A 19,645-nucleotide genomic window follows, 5' to 3' on the forward strand; every position below is an offset into this window, starting at 1 on the left:
GCACAAGGCAGAAACCGGGTTGGCCAGTCGCTCCTCGTGATCTTTCACTCTCAACGAGGGCGACCCCACCCCGCGCATCTGCAAGCCGGCGTCCGCCGGTCCATCCATGCGTCCCACATGACACGCCAATAAAGTGCGAGAATAGACCTATGCCTCAGTCCATGGAGATCACTGCTGCACGCGTCGATCCTGCGTTGCTGGACCTTCCGTGGGAAGTTCCGCTGGAAGACTGGCCCAGTGAGATTCTGGCCGCGCTGCCGCGTGGAATTTCGCGACACATCGTGCGTTTCGTCAACCTGTCCGGGCGCGTGATCGCCGTCAAGGAGATTGGCGAGTCGGTTGCCCACCACGAATATCAACTCCTGCGCGATCTCGTGCGTCTGGATGCTCCGTCCGTCCAACCTACAGCTGTCATTACTGGCAGACGCGACCCGCAGGGCGAAGAGCTCAACGCCGCACTGGTTACAGAGCACCTGCAGTTTTCACTGCCCTACCGCGCATTGTTCAGCCAGTTCATGACTCCCGACACGGCGACTCGTCTCATCGACGCGCTTGCCGTGCTGCTCGTTCGCCTCCACCTGCTCGGCTTCTACTGGGGCGACGTGTCCCTGTCGAATACACTGTTCCGCCGCGATGCCGGGGCATTTTCGGCGTACCTGGTGGACGCGGAAACCGGCGAGCTGCACCCGAACCTGACGCCCGGTCAGCGTGACTACGACGTTGACCTGGCGCGCACGAACATTATCGGTGAACTGATGGACCTGCAGGCTGGCGGTTTCTTTCCGGAGGACGAAGACCCGATCATCGTGGGTGACCGCATCCGTTCGCGCTACGAGGACCTGTGGCACGAACTGACCGCATCCGAATCCATCGAGCTCAATCAGCGGTGGAAGGTCGCTGAGCGCATCGAACGCCTCAACGACCTGGGTTTCAATGTGGGCGAACTGCAGATGGTGTCAGATATTGACGGCACGCACCTGACGATCACGCCAAAAGTGGTGGATGCAGGGCACTACCATCGACAGATCATGCGTTTGACGGGAATGGATGTGGGCGAACAGCAGGCACGCCGCATGCTGAATGATCTGCAAACGTATCGTGCGATCACCGGTCGTCAGAACATGCCCATTGAAATCGTGGCGCACGAATGGATGCGTGACGTGTTCGAACCGATCGTCACCGGCGTGCCGCCCGAGATGACCCGGAAACTCGAGCCGGCGCAGATTTTCCATGAAGTTCTGGAGCACCGCTGGTACCTCGCTCAGCAAGCCGGACATGATATCCCGCTCGCTGACGTCATCGATTCCTATACGCGTTCCGTTCTGCCTCAAAAGCGTGACGAGGCTGTGCTTCTCGATCCTGACCCGCTCGATACTGCAGAGTTGCCTGCCTTCCACAATGAGGATATGTATTAACGAGGGCGACGTTGCACCGCCCCTGACTACGTCTGAAGGAGAATCCGTGTCTGAGTTTCCTCACCTTTTCGCCCATCGCGGGGCCTCGTCCCTTGCGCCCGAAAACACGATGGGAGCGTTCGTCAAAGCGATGGAAGTCGGGGCTCGTCGCATCGAGTTCGATGTCGACATCATGGGCGATGGAACATTACTGGTCATGCACGACCAGACTTTCGACCGCACCACGTCCGGTACCGGCGGCTACTACGACAAAGGTTTCAATGACCTGCGTCGCCTGGATGCGGGCGCGTGGTTTTCCGACACATATCGCTTTGAGCGAGTTCCTGAGCTGAGCGAGGTGCTCACGTTCCTAGACGCCAATCAGATGATCGGCAACCTGGAGATCAAGCCGTGCCAGGGTGGGCAGACGCTGCGCAGCGAGCTTATCGACCGTATTTGCGTGCTCGTGGCCGGTATGAAGAATCCGTCGCAGATCCTGGTGTCCTCCTTTGATCACGCCCTCCTCTGCGACTTTTCCGTCGCATGGCAGGCACATCACCAGGGCGGCCAGGCCAGCGCCTTCGGTACGGTGCGTCGATCCCTCGATCTGGGCTGGCTCGTTGACCCCGAATCCGAGTCGATCACCAGTGCCGTCGATGCCGCCGCCAAACTGGGGTGCACAGCGGTTCACCCTGCAAATGAGGCTGTCACACATCGCGACGTGGAGTATGCCCGTCAGGCTGGCCTGGAAGTGAACGTGTGGACTGTCAACGATGTTGATCGCGCACGCGAACTGGCCGCATGGGGTGTCACAGGTATTTTCACTGATCGGGTTCAGGACTTCCCGGCTGAGGCTCTGCGCGCCTAGGAGACGTTGTGGCGCGTCGGCCGTATGCCGGTCGACGCGCCGTCTCCTTCTGGCAGTTTCTGATACGCCAGGTGCGCAGCGTATCAACGCACATTCGACGAATGGCCATCAGGCTACTACCATCAAAGAAAACGGTTCGAAAGGATTCACACTGCCGTGATTCGTGAACGTTCACATTTATCGTTTTTTTCTCCGTTACCAGGCGCACTGCCTCTCAAGTCAGTCACAGTTACTGATGATTTCTGGTCTCCACGTCGCGAAATCGTCCGCACGCGCTCACTTTCCCATCAGCAGGCTCAGATGAGCAAACCGGGGCATCATTTTGATGCGCTAAAAATGGCGTGGAAACCTGGCCAGACACCAGAACCTCACATCTTCTGGGATTCAGATATCGCCAAATGGATCGAAGCTGCATCGAATTCTCTGGCCTCCCATCCAGATCCCGCCCTCGAAAAAGCCGTTGATTCCACGATTGAACTGCTTGCCGGCGCCCAGCAGGACGACGGCTATCTCAATACCCATTTCACGCTGGTCGAGCCTGACAAGCGCTGGACAAACTTGCGAGATCAACACGAGCTGTATTGCGCCGGCCATCTCATTGAGGCTGCCGTCGCGCATACGTATGCAACCGGCTCGACAAAACTGCTGGGTGTTGTCACCCGCTATGTCGACCTGATTGACCGTGTGTTTGCAGATGATGGACCCTGCAGTGGCGGCTACCCAGGTCACGAGGAAATTGAACTCGCTTTGGTAAAGTTGGCTCGTCTTACGAACCAGACACGCTATCTTGAATTGGCGCAACGCTTTATTGATCGGCGCGGCCAGAAACCCTCATACTTCGCACTCGAAGAACGCGCGCGGACAGGCATGCAGTCAGATGACACATACGAATATCATCAGGCGCATCGACCCGTACGCGAGCAGGATGAAGCTGTCGGGCACGCAGTGCGAGCCATGTACCTTTATACCGCAATGGCTGACCTCGCAATCGCCACTCAAGATCAGCGTCTGCGCGACGCATGCGAGACCCTGTGGAATGACGTGACGACACGCAAAATGTATGTCACGGGCGGAGTGGGATCCGAACCAGCACTCGAATCCTTCGGGCCTGCCTATCATCTGCCGAACGAACACGGCTACGCCGAAACATGCGCAGCTATCGGCCTCGTTTTCTGGGCACAACGCATGGCGTACATGACCGGTCAAGCACGTTACATTGATGTTCTTGAGCGCGCACTGTACAACGGGGTGCTTTCCGGAGCCTCACTCGATGGCATGAGCTATTTCTACGATAATCCTCTTGAGTCCGATGGGACACGTTCGCGCTCACCGTGGTTTGGGTGCGCATGCTGCCCGCCGAATTTCGCACGTCTGCTCACTTCGCTCGAACACTTTATTTACTCCATCGACGAGGGCGACTCTCCTGCCACTTTTTCCGCAGATACCACGTGTCACACTGCTGACGATCACAAGGCTGAAGTGATGACCGTCAATCTCTATATCAGCAGTGAGGCATCGTGGCCTGTTGCAAACGGCAGCATGAAAATCCAGCAGACGAGCAACATGCCATGGGATGGCGACGTCAGTCTCACTGTCAGTGCCAGTTCCCCGACAGAGCACATGCTGCGTTTACGAATTCCGCAATGGGCTTCGTCATTCGCACTGGCCATCAATGGCGAGTCCGTTACCCCTGCGATGCGCGACGGGTACGCGTGCATCGAACGAACGTGGCACGACTCGACGCAGTTGGACCTTCGTCTTGCGATGGACACAACCCGCGTGTGGGCAAATCCCCGCGTAGGAGACTGCGCCGGCAAGGTGGCAATTGAACGTGGACCTCTGGTGTATTGCGCTGAAGAGATTGACAACGATGCACCCATACCATGCATTGCCATAGCCGATTGCTCTGACGCCGATACTTCTTTCAACAATGAGCTCGGTCTCTACGAGCTTCATCTTTCTGCCGCCGCGGCCACCTCCTCGGACAACGCGGCACTGTACTCGCATCACTCGCCGTCATTGACAAGCACTCGCGCAACATTGGTGCCGTACTACGCATGGAATAACCGCGGCCAGGGCGCAATGGCCGTATGGCTCCTGGATGCAGAAAGACTGCGGTAACAGCCTCAACATCCCATGCCGTCTCCGCCCACAACGCTCAGTTCCCCACGAAAGAAACTACTGTGCGGCAGCGTCCGTGCGTCGGTCGGCTCGCAGTGCCAGCATTTTCGCCAGTGACACTTCAGCAACGGAGTCAATGATGAGCAGTGAACCGAGGACACCGGCGACCTTGCTCCATCCGGATCGGGGTTTCGAGGTGCGGATCGCCGTTGCCACCAGCATCGCACCGGTTGCAGCTTCCACCGCTGCGCCGACGCGCACAATCCAGGGCTTTTCAAGCGCGGTCGAGTGGTAAGCCTCCCAGATGTTGTGGCCGGTTGCTTCCGGTTCCCGCAGCAGAATGTCAACGCTTCGACCAATTGCATTGGAAATTCCGCGCGCCATGTGAGGCTGCGTTCCCTCAACTGCTTCAGCCTCGCACCTGCCGAGCAGGAAGTCGGCGGCACTATCCGGCAGGCCAACTGCCGCCACGACGGCTTTCACTGCCTCGTCACCGCTCTTTGTGGTGGCGTCAATGAGTGCGTCGGCGTCGGCACCGGGAATCATCGCGGCGATTTCTTTCATATTCGTGTTTTCGCCGACGAGCGCGTCGATTTCGTCGGTGCTTTTCCCGCTGACACCGCGTTTGCCGGGGACCATCAGGTATCGCATTGCCCAGTTGAAGGAAATGACATGTTCAAGATGGTCGTCGGTCACCAGGAATATCTGGAATTCGTCATCTGCCATGGACAGCGTGACCAGCGGCAAATCGCCGAAGTTCCAGCCCAAACGTTCCGGGGGCAGTTCGGCAAAGAGTGCGCGTGCATCGCCGGGCAGCTCGAGATCTGCAATATCGACACCTTCGAGTGCCGCCAGCAGTGGGACGGACGATGCGGGAGTCCGTCCGATTTCGATAATGCGCGATTTCACTGCATCGAGCGGTTCGTTCATGTCGCCATTGAATTGGGCGCGCAGTTCGTCCTGGCTTAATGAGGCTGTTTCGTCGGCCGTATCTGGTGCGTCCTTGCCGGAATCGTCGTCGCCTGCCTCGTCCGCCCGCGCATCGTCGTGCGGTCCGTCAACAACTTCATCCAGGTGGTCTGACTGGCCGGCGCCAAGTCGCACCTCGGCCTTGTAGGTGGTGGCAAGTTCGTCAGCGAGTTCCTGTTCGGTTGGTCCCGGTTTGAGGATCTCGGAGCGAGGTCCGATGGTGGCGAGCTTGCCATCATCGTTGGATGCCATGACAAAGCCCAGCAGCCGCGTGCTGCGGTCAAACCACTCCAGTCGCGCGACGATTCCTCTCTTGGACAAGTCTTCAGCGACTTCTTCAGGATTGAGTGTCTGGGCAATCATCATGCCGTCAATCCGATTCCACTGTTGCGTCATTGGATCCTCCCACGTTGATTTCACTACCAGTATCTCATCACGAGCAGACGTCTTGCGCCCCATTTTGAGCAGTCAGGCGCCGTTTTCTGCCTTTACACAGCGAAAAGGCTCGGATGGTCACGCTCGACAGCGCGCCCATCCGAGCCTTCTTCACGTCAGTCACCGGCAAGGTGACCGTTCGCGGATGCTGTCAGTGACAGCGGCTCGCGAATGCTTACTTCATCTTGGTGCCGGTGGAGCCCAGACGCTCACATGCCTCGACAACGCGAGCAGCCATGCCAGCTTCAGCAGCCTTGCCCCATGAACGAGGATCGTACTGCTTCTTCACGCCGACCTCGCCGTCGATCTTCAGAACGCCTTCGACGTTCTGCATCATCCAGGCGGCAACGGGACGGGTGAATGCGTACTGCGTGTCGGTGTCGACGTTCATCTTGATGACGCCGTTTTCGACAGCGGTGGCGATTTCCTCAGCGGTCGAACCGGATCCGCCGTGCATCACCAGGTCGAAGGGTCGGTCGCCAGCATCGAACTTCTTGCCCACAGCTTCCTGGATCTCTCCGAGGATCTCCGGGCGCAGCTTGACGAAACCAGGCTTGTACGCACCGTGGACGTTACCGAAGGTCAGCGCTGTGATGTAACGGCCCTTTTCGCCCAGACCCAGTGCCTCGACGGTCTTGATGCCGTCTTCAGGAGTGGTGTAGAGCTTTTCGTTGATCTCGCCCTTGATGCCGTCTTCTTCGCCGCCGACAACACCGATCTCAACTTCAAGAATGGTGTTGGACTTCTGCGACAGCTCCAGCAGTTCCTGAGCGATCTTCAGGTTCTCGTCCAACGGAACGGATGAGCCGTCCCACATGTGGGACTGGTAGAAGGGCAGACGTCCTGCCTTGACTTCTTCGGCTTCCAGTTCCATGAGCGGACGAATCCAGGAATCAATGTTCTGCTTGGCGCAGTGGTCAGTGTGCAGCGCGACGGTGACTGGGTAGTTCTTGGCAACCTCGCGTGCGTATGCAGCCATAGCGAGTGAGCCGGCAACGCGATCCTTGATCGTCGAGCCGGACCAGTATTCTGCGCCGCCCACAGAAACCTGGATGATGCCATCGGATTCTGCTTCCGCGAAGCCTCGCAGAGCTGCAGTCAGAGTTTGGGATGAGGTCACGTTGATCGCAGGGTAAGCAAACTTGCCCTTCTTGGCGCGATCGAACATTTCGTTGTAGACCTCAGGTGTTGCGATAGGCACAGGAGCCTCCTCTTTGAACGACAGTCGGTCAATCAGTATTATCTCATGTTTTGCTCGGCCGTGGAGGGGAGAAAGTCCCGTCCGACCATTGCACACTTATTGGCAGCAGGCCCAGCGCATGAGTGTTGACAATGGCCTCTAGCTCGTCGCCTTTGTTTGCACAACCCATGCCCACATAGCAATGGCAGCGGCATGACCCACATTCATCGACCGGGTCGACCCATACTGCGTGATGTGCAGGATCTGGGAACAAGCCCGCCGCATAGCTTCGCTCAGCCCGCCGCGTTCGGCACCAAAAACCAGGCATGCCCGCTCGGGAATCACGGCCCCTTCGAGCGGGCGCGAGCCCTCCACATTGTCGATACCGATAAGCGTGATTCCCTGCTCGACGCACTGGCGAGCGAGTGCCTGACAGTCGTCAACATGCGCTACATCCAGGTAGCGATCAGTGACCATCGCGCCTCGACGATTCCACCGCTTACGCCCCACAATCCACACACGTCTGGCGCCAAGAGCGTTTGCGGTGCGCACAATCGAGCCGATATTGAAATCATGCTCGACGTTTTCAATCGCCACATGCAGCCCGGTGGAGCGCTGTGCCATGTCGGCACGGATGGCATCCATGGTCCAGTAACGGTACTGGTCTTCAACGTTTCGCGTATCGCCGTTCGCCAACAAGTCGGGGTCGAGTCGCTCGTCATCGGGCCATGAATTTGATCCCCCTGGCCACGGCCCTACCCCTGTAGGAGCGTTGGATGCTGTTGAACGATTCGTATCCTCCACGGCGACTAGGGTACACGGATAATGAGCACCTCGGTTTCACAGGTCGCCTTGACACTGCATTCCAGCTTGCCCCCTCGCCTCGTCTTGCCACTTCTCGACCTGAATACCGCGCACCGCCATACACGCAGACACATGTCGCGACAGCATCTGCACCTTCTTGCCCGGCATCTGCCCACTAACGGTTGATCCTCGATACATTAGAGCCATGAACGAAAATCTCTACGACACGGTGCCGCTCTCGCAGATGCCACCGGCCACTGCCTGGCTGTCCGACATGGATGGCGTCCTGGTCAAGGAAAACCGCGCGCTTCCCGGCGCGCAGGAGTTTCTCGACGCATTGAAATCGCACAACATGCCGTTCCTGGTGCTGACGAATAATTCAACGTTCACGAACCGCGACCTGTCCGCCCGACTGGCTCGTTCCGGCCTGGACGTTCCGGAAGACCGTATCTGGACGTCTGCCAACGCGACCGCTGCGTTCCTGTCGCAGCAGTCCCCGCAATCATCGGCTTACATTATTGGCGAGGCCGGCCTGACCACTGCTCTGCACAATGCGGGCTATATCATGACTGACACGGATCCTGAATTCGTGATTCTGGGCGAAACACGCTCCTACGACTTCAACGCCCTGACTCGCGCGATCCGTTTGATCGAAAAAGGCGCGAAGTTCATCGCTACCAACCCAGATGCGACCGGGCCTTCCGACGAGGGCACCCTTCCGGCAACCGGCTCCATTGCCGCGATGATCGAGCGTGCAACAAACCGCTCGCCCTACTACGTAGGTAAACCGAATCCCATTATGATCCGGGCCGCGCTCAATAAAATCGGCGCACACTCCGAGACCGCGGCGATGGTCGGTGACCGTATGGATACCGATATTCAGGCCGGTGTGGAGGCCGGACTGCGCACACACCTCGTGCTCACTGGCTCAACCGATGAACACGAAATTCAGAATTTCCCGTACCGCCCGTTTGGTGTTCACCAAGGCATTGGCGATCTGGTCGAATTGGTCGAAGCCGGACGCGGCTAAGCTCCGGCCAATCCGCGCCAGGCTGGGATCAGCGTGCAGGCTACCCTCGTGAATCGACCTTCCGGTCAGCACTCACTGAGATCGAGGTAAAAGCTAATCGAGGTCGAGGTCAGCCAGTCCGAGGGCACTGAAATACGGCAGTCCTTCTGCTTCGATACGCTCTTTGGCACCCGTGGCGCGATCCACAACAACGGCAACTGCCAGGACTTCTGCCCCGGCTTCACGCAGAGCATGGACAGCTTCGATCGGTGAGCCACCCGTGGTGGAGGTATCTTCCAGGACGATCACTCGCCTGCCCTGAACGTCTGGGCCTTCGATGCGGCGCTTCATGCCGTGGTCCTTGGCTGCTTTGCGCACCACGAATGCGTCCAGGTTCAGGCCGCGAGAGGCGGCTGCGTGCATCATGGCGGTGGCCACCGGGTCGGCGCCCATCGTCAGACCGCCCACCGCGTCGTAGTCTTCGGGCCCGAAACCAGCCTCTTCCAGCATGTCCAGCATGACGTGGCCGATCAGGGGGCCTGCCTCGTGATGGAGGGTGGCTCGGCGCATATCGACGTAGAAATCAGATTCTTTGCCCGATGCCAGCGTGACGTGCTCGTGGATCACGGCGAGTTCACGTACCAGTTCGGCCAGGCGCGATTTATGGGAGTCATTAGTCATGGGGCAAGCCTACCGCGTGCAGTGCCGGCGCGGAGAGCTTGCCCCATGACATCACATTGGGCATTTCACCTGGGGAGTATTCGCGTGTAGTGGAGTACCCTGGCGCCTCGGTTGCCCGTTCCGTCTGGCGTTCCGCGGCGCCTGCGCCTCCTTTACTGTTTGACGCCACCTGCTGCCAGGCCGGCAACGATGCGGCGCTGGAAGATCAGCACCATGATGACCAGCGGCACGGTGACCACCACGCCGGCCGCCATCTGGGAGCCGAACGGCGTCTCAAACCCGGATACGCCACCGAACTGGGACACAATGACCGGAGCAGTCTTCATGTCCTGTTTGTTGACCATCGTCACGGCAATGAGGAACTCATTCCACGCATTGATAAAGACGATGATGGCAGTGGTGAAAATGCCGGGAGCGGCGATCGGAATGATGACTTTGCGGAAGGCCTGACCTGGCGTGCAGCCATCGACCATTGCGGCCTGTTCCAGTTCGCGCGGCATCTGCCTGAAGAAGCTGGTCAGGTTCCACACGGCCAGCGGCAGTGCGAATGACAGGTCGGGCACAATCATCGACTGATAGGTGTTGATCCATTCCCACTGTGTAAACAGCTTGAGCAACGGCACCACGATGGCGACCAACGGGAACATCGACGAGGCGATGACAATGGTCAGTACCAACGTCTTGCCCGGGAACTCCAGTCGCGCCAGAGCGTACGCGGTGAACGTCGCGACCAGCAGTGCCAGAATCGTCGTCACGCCGGCAACGATCAGCGAGTTCAACAGTGACTGCGTGAACAGGCGGTCTGGCTTGAAGACCTCAACGTAGTTTTCCATGCTCACTTCGCGCGGCCACAGCGTCGTGTCGAAAATGTCGCGCGTGGGACGCAGTGAGGACACGATCATCCAGTAGAACGGAGCCAGACAGAACACCACGATCGCGATGATGCCGATCCATGAGGACGTGTCGAGCAGAGCCGCCTTGACACCTTTGCTTTTCATCGTGACACCTCCGCAGTCGATCCGGCCTGGGCAGGCGCGTCAGCTCCCCCGGTGGTGGACGAGGGTGGCCTTTGGACTTCTTTCGCTTCCTTCGAACGCTTGAAGAACGCGCTCAAACGCAGCTTCGAGCTCTTCTGCGACTGGCCGTCATCTTCAAACAGTTCTGCGCCGAGCAGCTTGATGAAGGCGAAGGATATGAGGAAGACGTAGAGGAACAGGATCACTGCGTACGCAGCACCTGACCCGTATCTCAGGTTCGTCGCCTCATCCTGAACCAGCATGGACAGCGTTTCGACAGATCCTTTACGCGGTCCAATCAGAATGTAGGGCAGGTCGAACATGCGCAGAGCATCGAGAGCGCGGAACAGGACTGCGACAACAAGTGCTGGTTTGACCAGTGGAAGCGTGATGGACAGAAAACGACGCCATGCGTTTGCACCGTCAATCTTGGCTGCCTCGTAGACTTCCTCGGGAATGATCTGCAGACCGGCTAGTGTCAGCAGTCCGATGAACGGCGCCGTCTTCCACGTGTCGGCGATGATGATGGCGAATTTGGCGGGCCATTCAGATGTCGCCCACAGGATCTGCGTATTGAGCAGGGCGTTCGCAGCTCCGTGCGCATCGAAGATCCACTTCCACAGCACGGCCGAGATGGCAGTGGGAATGGCCCATGGCACGAGGATTGCCGCACGGACGAATCCGCGCGCCTTGATGGCCTGGTGCATGATGAGCGCCATGATCACGCCGAGGACGGTTTCGATACTGACTGTGACAAACGCGAAGAATGTCGTGTTCCAGAACGCGGTCCAGAATCGTGCGCCGGTGTCTCCGGCGAAAATGTTGATGTAATTGTCCAGTCCAACGAATGGCTCGGTATCGTTGACGAATCCTGTTTCAGGATCGATTCCCTTGGCGCCGAACAGCGACTGATACAGAGCCGAAATCGTGGGGAACAAAATGACGATTGAAATAACGATGATGGTGGGCGAAACAAGCAGTGCCGCCAGGCGACTTTGCTGTTTCTGCGACTCAGATTTTCCGCGACGTTGCGTCTTCTGAGCGGGTGCTTTCGCCATGAGTTCTTCCTCCTGGAAAGCGCGCTAAGGCTCCTGGTTGGGTGGCACCAGCCACCCAACCAAGAGCGGTGACAATGTTACTGCTGAGCAGATGTGAGCTCGGTGAGTTTAGCGCTCAGGTCCTTAACCGCCTGTTCGGACGTGGCCTGTCCCTGCAGTACGGGGAAGACGGCATCCTGGATCGCTGCCGACACGTCGCCGTAGTTCACAACCTGCGGGCGCGGTGCAGCGCTCTCGATGGAGCCCTTCAGCGCCGGCAGATACGGGTACTGGTCAATCAGTTCCTGATCGTCGTACAGCGCGGAGTAGATCGGGGCCAGTGTCTGCTCGGTGAGCAGGCGCTTCTCGATATCTTCTGAGGTGAACCACTTGATGAAGTCGTACGCGGTTGCCTTGTTCTTGCAGAAGCTGGAGATGGCGACGTTGTGGCCGCCCAGTGAGGACATGCCTCCTTCAGGCTGATCTGCGGTCAAACCAGGCAGCGGAGCAACTCCGAACTTGTCGCCCAGCTTTTCCTTGGTCAGGGAGTACTGGTATGGCCAGTTGCGGTAGTAGACCAGGCGGTCGCTCTCGAATGCTGCGCGGCCTTCTTCTTCCTTGTAAGTCAGGGCTTCTTCAGGAATGAAGTTATCCTTGAAGGCGTTTTCAAGCGTCTGCAGACCCTTGAGGGCTTCAGGCGAGTCGACAACCACTTCGCCCTCGGGGCTGACAATCTGTCCGCCGGCGGAGTGAATGGCTTCGTCAACATTGACCGTCAGGCCTTCGTACTTGGCCATCTGTCCGCCATAGCACCCGATGTCTGAATGACCGTCGAGGCCGCGCACAGCTTCGCAGCCTTTCTTCATGTCATCCCACGTCTTGGGCGGATCGGTCACGCCGGCCTGCTCAAGCAGGTCCTTGCGGTAGTACAGAATGCCACCATCAGAAGCGTATGGAACGGCGTAAAGTTGGTCACGGTACAGGCCTGTCTGCCACACAGCCGGCAGAATCTTGTCCTTTTCGAAGTCTGCCTCGTTGAGCGGCTCAACCCAGCGGTGAGCAGCAAATTCGGCGACGTGGATGTTGTCCAGAGAAATAACGCAGTATGCATCTGATTGGGTCTGAGCGTTCTGAACCATCGAGTTGCGCTGCTGATCGGCTTCGGCCGACAGCTCGATCATCTCAACCTTTTCGTCCGGGTGGTCCTTGTTCCAATCCTCCAACATGGGAGCCATCAGACCGGAGTTGTCTTTACCCTGCACATAGGTGATGGGGCCGCGCCCCTCGAATTCACCGGTTGCGCCGCCACCAGAGGCACCTGAGTCCCCTGATGTCTGTCCGCCACCGCCACTGCTACATGCCGTCATCAGCACCATCGCAGCAGCGCCAGCTGCCAAGGCAATTCCTTTTCTGGTTGCCATTTGCGTTCACTCCTTCGTGTCAAAAAACCTGAATTTGGTGGTCTCTCAGATCGAGCCGCCTCTCAGGTGCCGATCAACGATCGACGTCGCTTTCACTCTACAACGTTTTCTCCACAAAATGTATGCGATTGCAGCGCGTTACATTTGTTTACATTTGGTAACAATTTTGGCAAACTTGCCCGCACAACGCCCCGCGATGCTAGCAGCCCCGTCACGCTACATGTGCGGCACGGCGCGCATCACCTTACGCATCAACCACCGCGGAGTCAGCCGAGAGACCACATTCGCGCTCTTATACAGCGCAGTCGGCGTCACCAGCACCCGCCCTCGACGAACGGCCTCAAGAGCTTGCGAGACCACCGTTTCCGCATCCGACCAGATCCATCCCGGTGTGTCGGACACATCAACATCAGCTGCCTTGTGGAAGTTTGTGCGCGTCATGCCCGGTGATACAGCGGTGACAGTCACCCCGGTTCCTTCCAGTTCGAACGCCAATCCTTCGCTGAAGGCTTTCACCCACGCTTTGTGCGCGCTATAGGTACCCATCCCGGTCTCTGCAGCGATGGAGGAGATGTTGCAGATGGCGCCTACTCCTCGTCGGCGCATGGCACGACCAGCGTGGTACGACAGCACCATGACGGCTCGCACCATCACATCCAGGGCCTGCTCTTCCGTCTCCAGTTCGTTGTCGAGGAACTCCTCCCCCAGACCCATCCCTGCGTTATTGACCAGCAGGCCCACCGGTGCACATCCAGATTCATCATCAGGCTGAACGTCGAGACGCTCGGCAACCCGCTGTACGTCCCCGGTTTGCGACAGGTCAGCTGCGATCACCTCGGTCGTGATGTTCGCGATCTGCTCCAGACGATTGGACAGGTCATCGAGTTTTTCCTGCGTGCGGGCAACCAGAACCAGATCATGTCCCGCCTCGGCAAGTTGCCAGCAGAATTCTTCTCCCAGACCTGATGTTGCTCCCGTGACTAAAGCTGTACCCATAACCTCATCGTAAGGTCGCCGGCGCATGCATGCTCGCTCAGTGACCAGCATGCGCCGACGGATCCATGCTCGCTCAACGCTTGGCCTGCGCCGGTAGGGTGGAGACATGAGGATTGGAACCTGGAACATTAACTCAGCCCGTACCCGCGTCGACCGCGTCATCGAGTGCTGCGCGCGGTGGAATCTGGACGTACTGGCAATGCAGGAGATCAAATGCAAGCCGGGTCAGTTCCCGATTGACGCGTTCACCGATGCCGGCTACCGCGTGGAGGTTCACGGACTCAACCAGTGGAATGGCGTGGCGATCGCTTCCAGGCTTCCCATTCTCAGCGTATCCCGCGACTTTCCGGGAGCGCCCACATGGGGAGATCCTGCGCGCGTCGAAGCGCGTGCCCTGCGAGTGCGGATCGACGATGGAACGCCTGAAGGACTGGATGTGTGGAGTCTGTATGTTCCGAACGGCCGCGAGATTGACCACCCGCACTACCAGTACAAACTCCAGTGGCTCGCCGCACTGCGCGCTGCCGTTTCACCTTACGTTGCAGGCGATTCCAGCGGGGTATCCAAGGGCGATGCCCCGGGTGAGGACTCACTGGCCGAGGGCGGCGCTGTCCCACCTGCAACGGCATCGGATGAGGGCGGCTCACCGAGCGCACTGCTGGTGGGCGACTGGAATGTGGCACCGCGCGATGAGGACGTGTGGGATATCGACTTCTTCGACGGCCGTACCCACGTCACACAGCCAGAGCGTTCCGCCTTTGAGGCTTTTGCAGCCGATGGATGGGTGGAAGCGACTCGTCCTCGCGTCACGAACTACACGTACTGGGACTACCAGCAGCTGCGTTTCCCTCGTAACGAAGGAATGCGCATTGACTTCATGTATGCGACGCCTGCACTTGACGCCCGCATCACGCAGGCGTGGATTGATCGCGATGAACGCAAAGGCAAAGGGGCCTCTGACCACGTGCCGGTCATCGTTGAGATCGCACATTAGGGTGCCTCTGCCCGAGGTGGCCGCACGACGCATACTCTCGATGCGTGGAGCGCAGACAAATGGGCCGGCAGCAGAGCGTTATCGGAGGCTGTCGCCAGCAGGGCACCGTTGCAAGGCGTCGCCAGCAGTGCCCTTATGCGAAGCGCTCAAGAATCTGATCATTGAGCAGGCACCAATTCTTCTTGTGCCAACTGCCAAACTTCTCTGTGCCGACGAATACAGCCGCCAGGTCTCGACCACGATCAACCCAGATGAACGAGCCGGACACTCCGAAGTGCCCAAACGTGGCGGGGTCGGCATGCTGAGATGTCCAATGCGGCGATTTGTGGCCGCGGATCTCCACGCCCAGCCCCCAGGGGCACGGGCGGTGCTTACGGTATCCAGGCACGAAGCCATCCAGATCAGGGAACTGCACTGACACGGATTGTTGATCAAGGTCCTCGCTGATCAGCGTGGGAGCGAGGAGCTCCTGAGCCAGAGCAATCAGATCCGCCGCACTTCCAACCGCGGAATAAGCAGGAGATCCGGGCGCATCTGCTGTTGTCATTCCCAGCGGCTCCAGGACACTCAGCTCGATCCAGCGACTGAGTTCTTCACCTGTGGCCTCGCTTGTTGCCTCCCCTAAGATGTCGAAGCCTGCGTTGGAATAGATCCGCACCGTTTCTGGGGGCACCTGCGCCTCGCGCGAGTCGGCTGCAATTCCGGAGGCGTGAGCCAGCAGGTGACGCACGGTAGATCCTGTCGGCCCCAGCGGATCATCAAGGTTCATCAGGTGCTGGTCAATTGCCACAAGGATGGCGCGTGAGGCGATGACTTTCGTGACCGATGCCAGAGGGTAGACCACTGACTCATCGCCTTGCACATACAGCGTGCGGTCGCTGCGCAGCACTGCGAGCGCGTGTTCGAACGGGACGGGGTACAGATCCATGTCAGCCACTATGCCTCCAGGTTACGAACTGAGAGTCCCTGCCACTCGCAGGAAACGTGCATAAACGTCACCGACTTCTTCAGGGATCGCCTGGCCCACTTTCAGTGTTGTGTCCGAATCCAGTCCGAGGAGTCGGTGGGTCTGTGCCAGGAAGATAGCCACTGTTTGGAGCCCCGTCTCCTCATCGTCGGAGTAGCGGGCCTGCAGAGACAGGCCGAACCATATCTGCATAAGGGTTTTCGCCAGGAACGCCGGACTGAGATCGGTCTTGACAATGCCCTCAGATGCCAAGCGGGTCACCTCGTCGCGCAGGAAATCGTGGATCGCATAGATCCTCGCGACGAAGTGATCGTGAACAGGGTGCGTCGTTGATGCTGCTTCAACTGCAAGAATGCACTCCAGGTCAATAATCATCGAGACATCCGGGTTGTTCGCCAATCTCATCATGGCGATCGCAAAGTCGAACAGCGTTTCGGGAATGACGCGCGCCTGAACGGTCCGGCCATTTTCGGCGTCTTCCACGAAATCAACCAGCCCCGCTCGTTCCTCCATGCGGTTGATCACAGAACCCAGCAGCGCTTCTTTTGATGGGAAGTGGTAGATGACCGCAGGATGGGATATTCCCACTTCACGACCGATGTCACGCAATGATATGCCGGCGAAGCCACGGCGCGAGATGAGCGACATCGCCACGTTCAGGATAGATTCGCGGGTGGCCAGGCCAGTCGAGTATGAACCGCGATTCTTGCGCCCTGTCGTCACGATTGCCACCTCAACATGTCTTTGAACCGGTGCTTTGAATGCGCCACGGATAGATCCGTCCCCAGTCTATCTGCAACTCGGCATCAAACTGAGCCGCCCTCGCCAAACTAGACGAAGGCGGCACCAGTGATCACCCCACCAATTATTCACTTGCGATTTTACCTGTCAGGATCGGCGGGTGCAGGATTTCCCGACGCTTACTCGGCGCTGTCGTCCGGCGTGTATTCGCTTTGCTCGGCGCTGTGGTCCGGCGAATGATCGCCATACTCGTCGCCATCAGGCTCGGATGGCCTGACGCGCTGCATCGTCAGGGATCTGAGATCCTCGCTGACATCCACGCGCACTTCGTCACCGTCATGCACCTGGCCGGACAGAATCATCGTGGCCAGTCGGTCCCCCACCTCGCGCTGAACAGTGCGACGCAACGGACGAGCACCATAGGCCGGATCGTATCCTGCACGAGTCAGCCATCGGCGTGCCGGTTCGGTCACCGTCAGCGCGATGCGCCGGTCAGCCAATCGACGGGCAAGCGCCGCAACCTGAAGGTCTGCGATCTGCGCCAGCTCTTCACTGGTGAGCGGTTCAAACATGAGGACCTCATCAAGACGGTTGAGGAACTCAGGTTTAAATGCCATCCGCACCTGCTGCATGACCGCGTCATGGCGTTCCTGCTGTGACAGCGCGCTGTCGGCGAGGAACTGTGAGCCCAGGTTCGATGTCAGAATGAGGATCGTGTTGCGGAAGTCAACCGTGCGTCCCTGCCCGTCGGTCAGTCGCCCGTCGTCCAGGACCTGCAACAGGATGTTGAAGATCTCAGGATCGGCCTTCTCGACCTCGTCCAACAAAATGACGCAGTACGGGCGGCGGCGAACGGCCTCGGTGAGCTGACCGCCTTCCTCGTATCCGACATATCCGGGCGGAGATCCGACCAGGCGAGCAACCGAATGCTTCTCGGAATACTCGCTCATGTCGATTCGCACCATGGCGCGCTCATCGTCGAAGAGGAAGTCCGCCAGCGAGCGTGCCAGCTCGGTCTTACCGACACCAGTGGGTCCGAGGAACAGGAATGATCCATCGGGACGGTTCGGGTCAGACAGCCCGGCGCGCGAACGACGCACCGCATCGGCTACGGCGCGAACAGCCTTCTTCTGACCGATCAGTCGCTTGCCGATCACGTCTTCCATCTCAAGCAGTTTCTCGGTTTCCCCCTGGAGCAGGCGCCCCACAGGAATTCCGGTCCATGACTCGACAACTTCCGCGATGGTGGTGGCATCGACTTTCTCCGCGATCATCGGCTCAGGCGTGCTGCCGTCTGCCGCGTCACGTTCGGCTTCCGACTCGGCCTGCTCGATCTGGTGTTCGACAGCGGGGATCTCGCCGTTTTGCAAGCGACCGGCTTCCTCCCATTTGTTCTGGCGGATCGCCAGCTCCAGTTGAGTGCGCAGGTCATCGAGCGTGACACGCAGGTCACCGACCTTGTTGTGCCCGGCCTTTTCAGCCTCCCACCGGCTGGTCAGCGCGTTGAGTTCTTCCTGCCGGTCAGCCAGGTCCTTGCGCAGCTTCACCAGGCGTTCCTGCGTGGCAGCATCCCCCTGATCGGGATCGGACTCGGCAAGGTAGGATTCCTCCATGCGCAGCCTGTCCACCTGGCGACGCAGCTGATCAATTTCCACGGGGCTGGAATCCAGTTCCATACGCAGCCTGGATGCGGCCTCGTCAATCAGGTCAATCGCCTTGTCGGGTAGTTGCCTCCCGGTAATGTAGCGGTCGGACAGTTGCGCAGCAGCGACGAGGGCACCGTCGGAAATCGTGACTTTGTGGTGTGCTTCGTACTTGGGTGCAATGCCGCGCAGAACGGCGATGGTGTCCTCCACTGACGGCTCCCCGATAAAGACCTGCTGGAAACGGCGTTCCAGTGCAGGGTCCTTTTCGATGTTTTCGCGGTACTCGTCCAGTGTGGTGGCACCCACCATCCGCAGCTCGCCGCGCGCCAGCATGGGTTTGAGCATGTTGCCCGCATCCATTGATCCTTCAGCGGCACCGGCGCCAACAACTGTGTGCAGCTCATCAATGAAAGTGATGATCTGCCCGTCCGAACGTGCGATTTCGTTGAGAACGGCTTTGAATCGCTCCTCGAAGTCGCCACGATACTTGGCACCTGCCACCATCGATGAGATGTCCAGTGACACGACTCGTTTGTCTTTGAGCGAGTCGGGCACGTCACCGGCAACAATTCGTTGCGCCAAGCCTTCGACCACAGCGGTCTTGCCGACACCGGGTTCACCGATCAGCACAGGGTTATTCTTCGTGCGTCGTGACAGGACCTGAATGATGCGGCGGATCTCGTTGTCACGGCCGATGACCGGGTCGAGTTTTCCTTCACGCGCCACCTGCGTCAGGTCGCGACCGTATTTCTCGAGTGCTTCAAATGAGCCTTCGGGGTTGGCCGACGTGATCGGGTCAGGGCGCAGCTGCGAAAGTGCACGGGTCAGCGCTTCTTCCGTCGCCCCCTGATCGGTCAGGATCTTTCCTGCATCCGTGCCCGAGGCTGCGAGCGCGATGAGCAGGTGTTCGGTTGACGTGTACTGGTCCCCGCCCTCTTTCGCCCTGCGCTGCGCGTCGGTGATGACGGTGAGCAGCGTGCGGGATGTGGCGGGCTGAGTGGTCGTGGCACCTTGTGTGGAGGGCAGTTTCACCAAAGCGCTGCGGGTGCGTGCGCCCACGACCTTCCGGTCTGCTCCAACGCTTGCCAGCAGGGACAGGGCGATACCCTCGTTTTGTTCGAGCAGTGCGCCCAGCAGATGCAGGGGCTCGACCTGCGGATTGGATGCGGCTGCCGCTGACTGCAGCGCCGATCCGATGGCTTCCTGAGCCTTCGTTGTGAACTCTTCGCTCACGTGTACCTCCTAAAGTGTTGCCCCTCAGCCACCTTCCGGACCGTTAGTTTTCGGTCAACGAGGGAGTCTGACGGGCTTCGTTGTCTGATCTACTCATTACAACGACACACGCCTTGAGTCTATTCCACTCAAC

At 58.9% G+C, this 19,645-nt stretch carries 17 protein-coding genes; 5 read left to right on the forward strand and 12 right to left on the reverse strand.

Annotated features, from left to right (window positions below; genetic code table 11):
• The first annotated feature begins 149 nt into the window (after positions 1 to 149).
• The 3 genes from BLT69_RS08675 to BLT69_RS08685 all read left to right on the forward strand — a co-directional run bounded on the left by BLT69_RS08675 (position 150) and on the right by BLT69_RS08685 (position 4,383).
• The gene (locus tag BLT69_RS08675; protein ID WP_257525571.1) at positions 150 to 1,415 is read left to right on the forward strand and encodes a DUF4032 domain-containing protein; all 1,266 of its coding nucleotides are present in this window, start codon (positions 150 to 152) and stop codon (positions 1,413 to 1,415) included.
• 46 nt (positions 1,416 to 1,461) lie between these two features.
• The gene (locus BLT69_RS08680; RefSeq protein WP_092648837.1) at positions 1,462 to 2,262 is read left to right on the forward strand and encodes a glycerophosphodiester phosphodiesterase family protein; all 801 of its coding nucleotides are present in this window, start codon (positions 1,462 to 1,464) and stop codon (positions 2,260 to 2,262) included.
• A 156-nt stretch (positions 2,263 to 2,418) separates the two neighbouring features.
• Entirely contained in the window at positions 2,419 to 4,383 is a 1,965-nt protein-coding gene (locus tag BLT69_RS08685; protein ID WP_227469377.1) for a glycoside hydrolase family 127 protein, read from the forward strand.
• Positions 4,384 to 4,440: 57 nt separating this feature from the next.
• Here the strand turns inward: BLT69_RS08685 and BLT69_RS08690 are convergent, their stop codons facing one another.
• From BLT69_RS08690 to BLT69_RS10845, 4 genes are all read right to left on the reverse strand, one after another.
• Positions 4,441 to 5,748: a hypothetical protein gene (locus BLT69_RS08690; RefSeq protein WP_070727943.1), complete on the reverse strand. Its 1,308-nt coding sequence runs from the start codon at positions 5,746 to 5,748 to the stop codon at positions 4,441 to 4,443.
• A gap of 214 nt (positions 5,749 to 5,962) precedes the next feature.
• The gene (fbaA, locus tag BLT69_RS08695; RefSeq protein ID WP_058237279.1) at positions 5,963 to 6,988 is read right to left on the reverse strand and encodes a class II fructose-bisphosphate aldolase; all 1,026 of its coding nucleotides are present in this window, start codon (positions 6,986 to 6,988) and stop codon (positions 5,963 to 5,965) included.
• Between the two features lie 138 nt (positions 6,989 to 7,126).
• Entirely contained in the window at positions 7,127 to 7,771 is a 645-nt protein-coding gene (locus tag BLT69_RS08700; protein WP_070727675.1) for a TrmH family RNA methyltransferase, read from the reverse strand.
• A gap of 36 nt (positions 7,772 to 7,807) precedes the next feature.
• Positions 7,808 to 7,978 (reverse strand): hypothetical protein, encoded by a 171-nt coding sequence (locus tag BLT69_RS10845; protein WP_157886390.1) that lies wholly within the window; start codon positions 7,976 to 7,978, stop codon positions 7,808 to 7,810.
• Between BLT69_RS10845 and BLT69_RS08705 the strand changes: the two genes are divergently transcribed.
• Positions 7,977 to 8,801, forward strand: coding sequence for an HAD-IIA family hydrolase (locus BLT69_RS08705; RefSeq protein WP_058237281.1), 825 nt, complete (start codon positions 7,977 to 7,979; stop codon positions 8,799 to 8,801). The two genes, BLT69_RS10845 and BLT69_RS08705, sit on opposite strands and share 2 nt — an antisense overlap.
• Before the next feature lie 93 nt (positions 8,802 to 8,894).
• On the opposite strand, the gene pyrE is transcribed toward BLT69_RS08705, so the two are convergent.
• The 5 genes from pyrE to BLT69_RS08730 all read right to left on the reverse strand — a co-directional run bounded on the left by pyrE (position 8,895) and on the right by BLT69_RS08730 (position 13,931).
• Positions 8,895 to 9,461 carry an orotate phosphoribosyltransferase gene (gene pyrE / locus BLT69_RS08710; protein ID WP_058237282.1) on the reverse strand — a complete coding sequence of 189 codons (567 nt, stop codon included), beginning with the start codon at positions 9,459 to 9,461 and terminating at the stop codon, positions 8,895 to 8,897.
• A 152-nt stretch (positions 9,462 to 9,613) separates the two neighbouring features.
• Positions 9,614 to 10,459 carry a carbohydrate ABC transporter permease gene (locus tag BLT69_RS08715; protein WP_058237283.1) on the reverse strand — a complete coding sequence of 282 codons (846 nt, stop codon included), beginning with the start codon at positions 10,457 to 10,459 and terminating at the stop codon, positions 9,614 to 9,616.
• Positions 10,456 to 11,535, reverse strand: coding sequence for a carbohydrate ABC transporter permease (locus BLT69_RS08720; protein ID WP_092648838.1), 1,080 nt, complete (start codon positions 11,533 to 11,535; stop codon positions 10,456 to 10,458). Before BLT69_RS08720 ends, BLT69_RS08715 begins: the two co-directional genes overlap by 4 nt.
• A gap of 77 nt (positions 11,536 to 11,612) precedes the next feature.
• Positions 11,613 to 12,935: an ABC transporter substrate-binding protein gene (locus BLT69_RS08725; RefSeq protein WP_058237285.1), complete on the reverse strand. Its 1,323-nt coding sequence runs from the start codon at positions 12,933 to 12,935 to the stop codon at positions 11,613 to 11,615.
• A 216-nt stretch (positions 12,936 to 13,151) separates the two neighbouring features.
• The gene (locus BLT69_RS08730) at positions 13,152 to 13,931 is read right to left on the reverse strand and encodes an SDR family NAD(P)-dependent oxidoreductase (protein WP_058237286.1); all 780 of its coding nucleotides are present in this window, start codon (positions 13,929 to 13,931) and stop codon (positions 13,152 to 13,154) included.
• 106 nt (positions 13,932 to 14,037) lie between these two features.
• Between BLT69_RS08730 and BLT69_RS08735 the strand changes: the two genes are divergently transcribed.
• The gene (locus BLT69_RS08735; protein ID WP_058237287.1) at positions 14,038 to 14,925 is read left to right on the forward strand and encodes an exodeoxyribonuclease III; all 888 of its coding nucleotides are present in this window, start codon (positions 14,038 to 14,040) and stop codon (positions 14,923 to 14,925) included.
• 133 nt (positions 14,926 to 15,058) lie between these two features.
• Here BLT69_RS08735 and BLT69_RS08740 read toward each other — a convergent pair whose 3' ends face one another.
• From BLT69_RS08740 to clpB, 3 genes are all read right to left on the reverse strand, one after another.
• Positions 15,059 to 15,853, reverse strand: a complete 795-nt coding sequence (locus BLT69_RS08740; RefSeq protein WP_058237891.1) for a serine hydrolase domain-containing protein — start codon at positions 15,851 to 15,853, stop codon at positions 15,059 to 15,061.
• A gap of 21 nt (positions 15,854 to 15,874) precedes the next feature.
• Positions 15,875 to 16,615, reverse strand: a complete 741-nt coding sequence (locus BLT69_RS08745) for a TetR/AcrR family transcriptional regulator (RefSeq protein WP_074026269.1) — start codon at positions 16,613 to 16,615, stop codon at positions 15,875 to 15,877.
• 197 nt (positions 16,616 to 16,812) lie between these two features.
• Entirely contained in the window at positions 16,813 to 19,512 is a 2,700-nt protein-coding gene (gene clpB / locus BLT69_RS08750) for an ATP-dependent chaperone ClpB (protein ID WP_082628590.1), read from the reverse strand.
• Between the last annotated feature and the right edge of the window lie 133 nt (positions 19,513 to 19,645).

This window comes from Schaalia radingae, assembly GCF_900106055.1.
Classification (GTDB): Bacteria; Actinomycetota; Actinomycetes; order Actinomycetales; family Actinomycetaceae; genus Pauljensenia; species Pauljensenia radingae_A.

Coding starts and splice junctions, on each gene's coding strand:
- BLT69_RS08675 (WP_257525571.1), top strand. CDS start 150: ATGCCTCAGTCCATGGAGATCACTGCTGCACGCGTCGATCCTGCGTTG.
- BLT69_RS08690 (WP_070727943.1), bottom strand. CDS start 5,748: ATGACGCAACAGTGGAATCGGATTGACGGCATGATGATTGCCCAGACA.
- BLT69_RS08705 (WP_058237281.1), top strand. CDS start 7,977: ATGAACGAAAATCTCTACGACACGGTGCCGCTCTCGCAGATGCCACCG.
- BLT69_RS10845 (WP_157886390.1), bottom strand. CDS start 7,978: ATGGCTCTAATGTATCGAGGATCAACCGTTAGTGGGCAGATGCCGGGC.
- pyrE (WP_058237282.1), bottom strand. CDS start 9,461: ATGACTAATGACTCCCATAAATCGCGCCTGGCCGAACTGGTACGTGAA.
- BLT69_RS08715 (WP_058237283.1), bottom strand. CDS start 10,459: ATGAAAAGCAAAGGTGTCAAGGCGGCTCTGCTCGACACGTCCTCATGG.
- BLT69_RS08720 (WP_092648838.1), bottom strand. CDS start 11,535: ATGGCGAAAGCACCCGCTCAGAAGACGCAACGTCGCGGAAAATCTGAG.
- BLT69_RS08725 (WP_058237285.1), bottom strand. CDS start 12,935: ATGGCAACCAGAAAAGGAATTGCCTTGGCAGCTGGCGCTGCTGCGATG.
- BLT69_RS08730 (WP_058237286.1), bottom strand. CDS start 13,931: ATGGGTACAGCTTTAGTCACGGGAGCAACATCAGGTCTGGGAGAAGAA.
- BLT69_RS08735 (WP_058237287.1), top strand. CDS start 14,038: ATGAGGATTGGAACCTGGAACATTAACTCAGCCCGTACCCGCGTCGAC.
- BLT69_RS08740 (WP_058237891.1), bottom strand. CDS start 15,853: ATGGATCTGTACCCCGTCCCGTTCGAACACGCGCTCGCAGTGCTGCGC.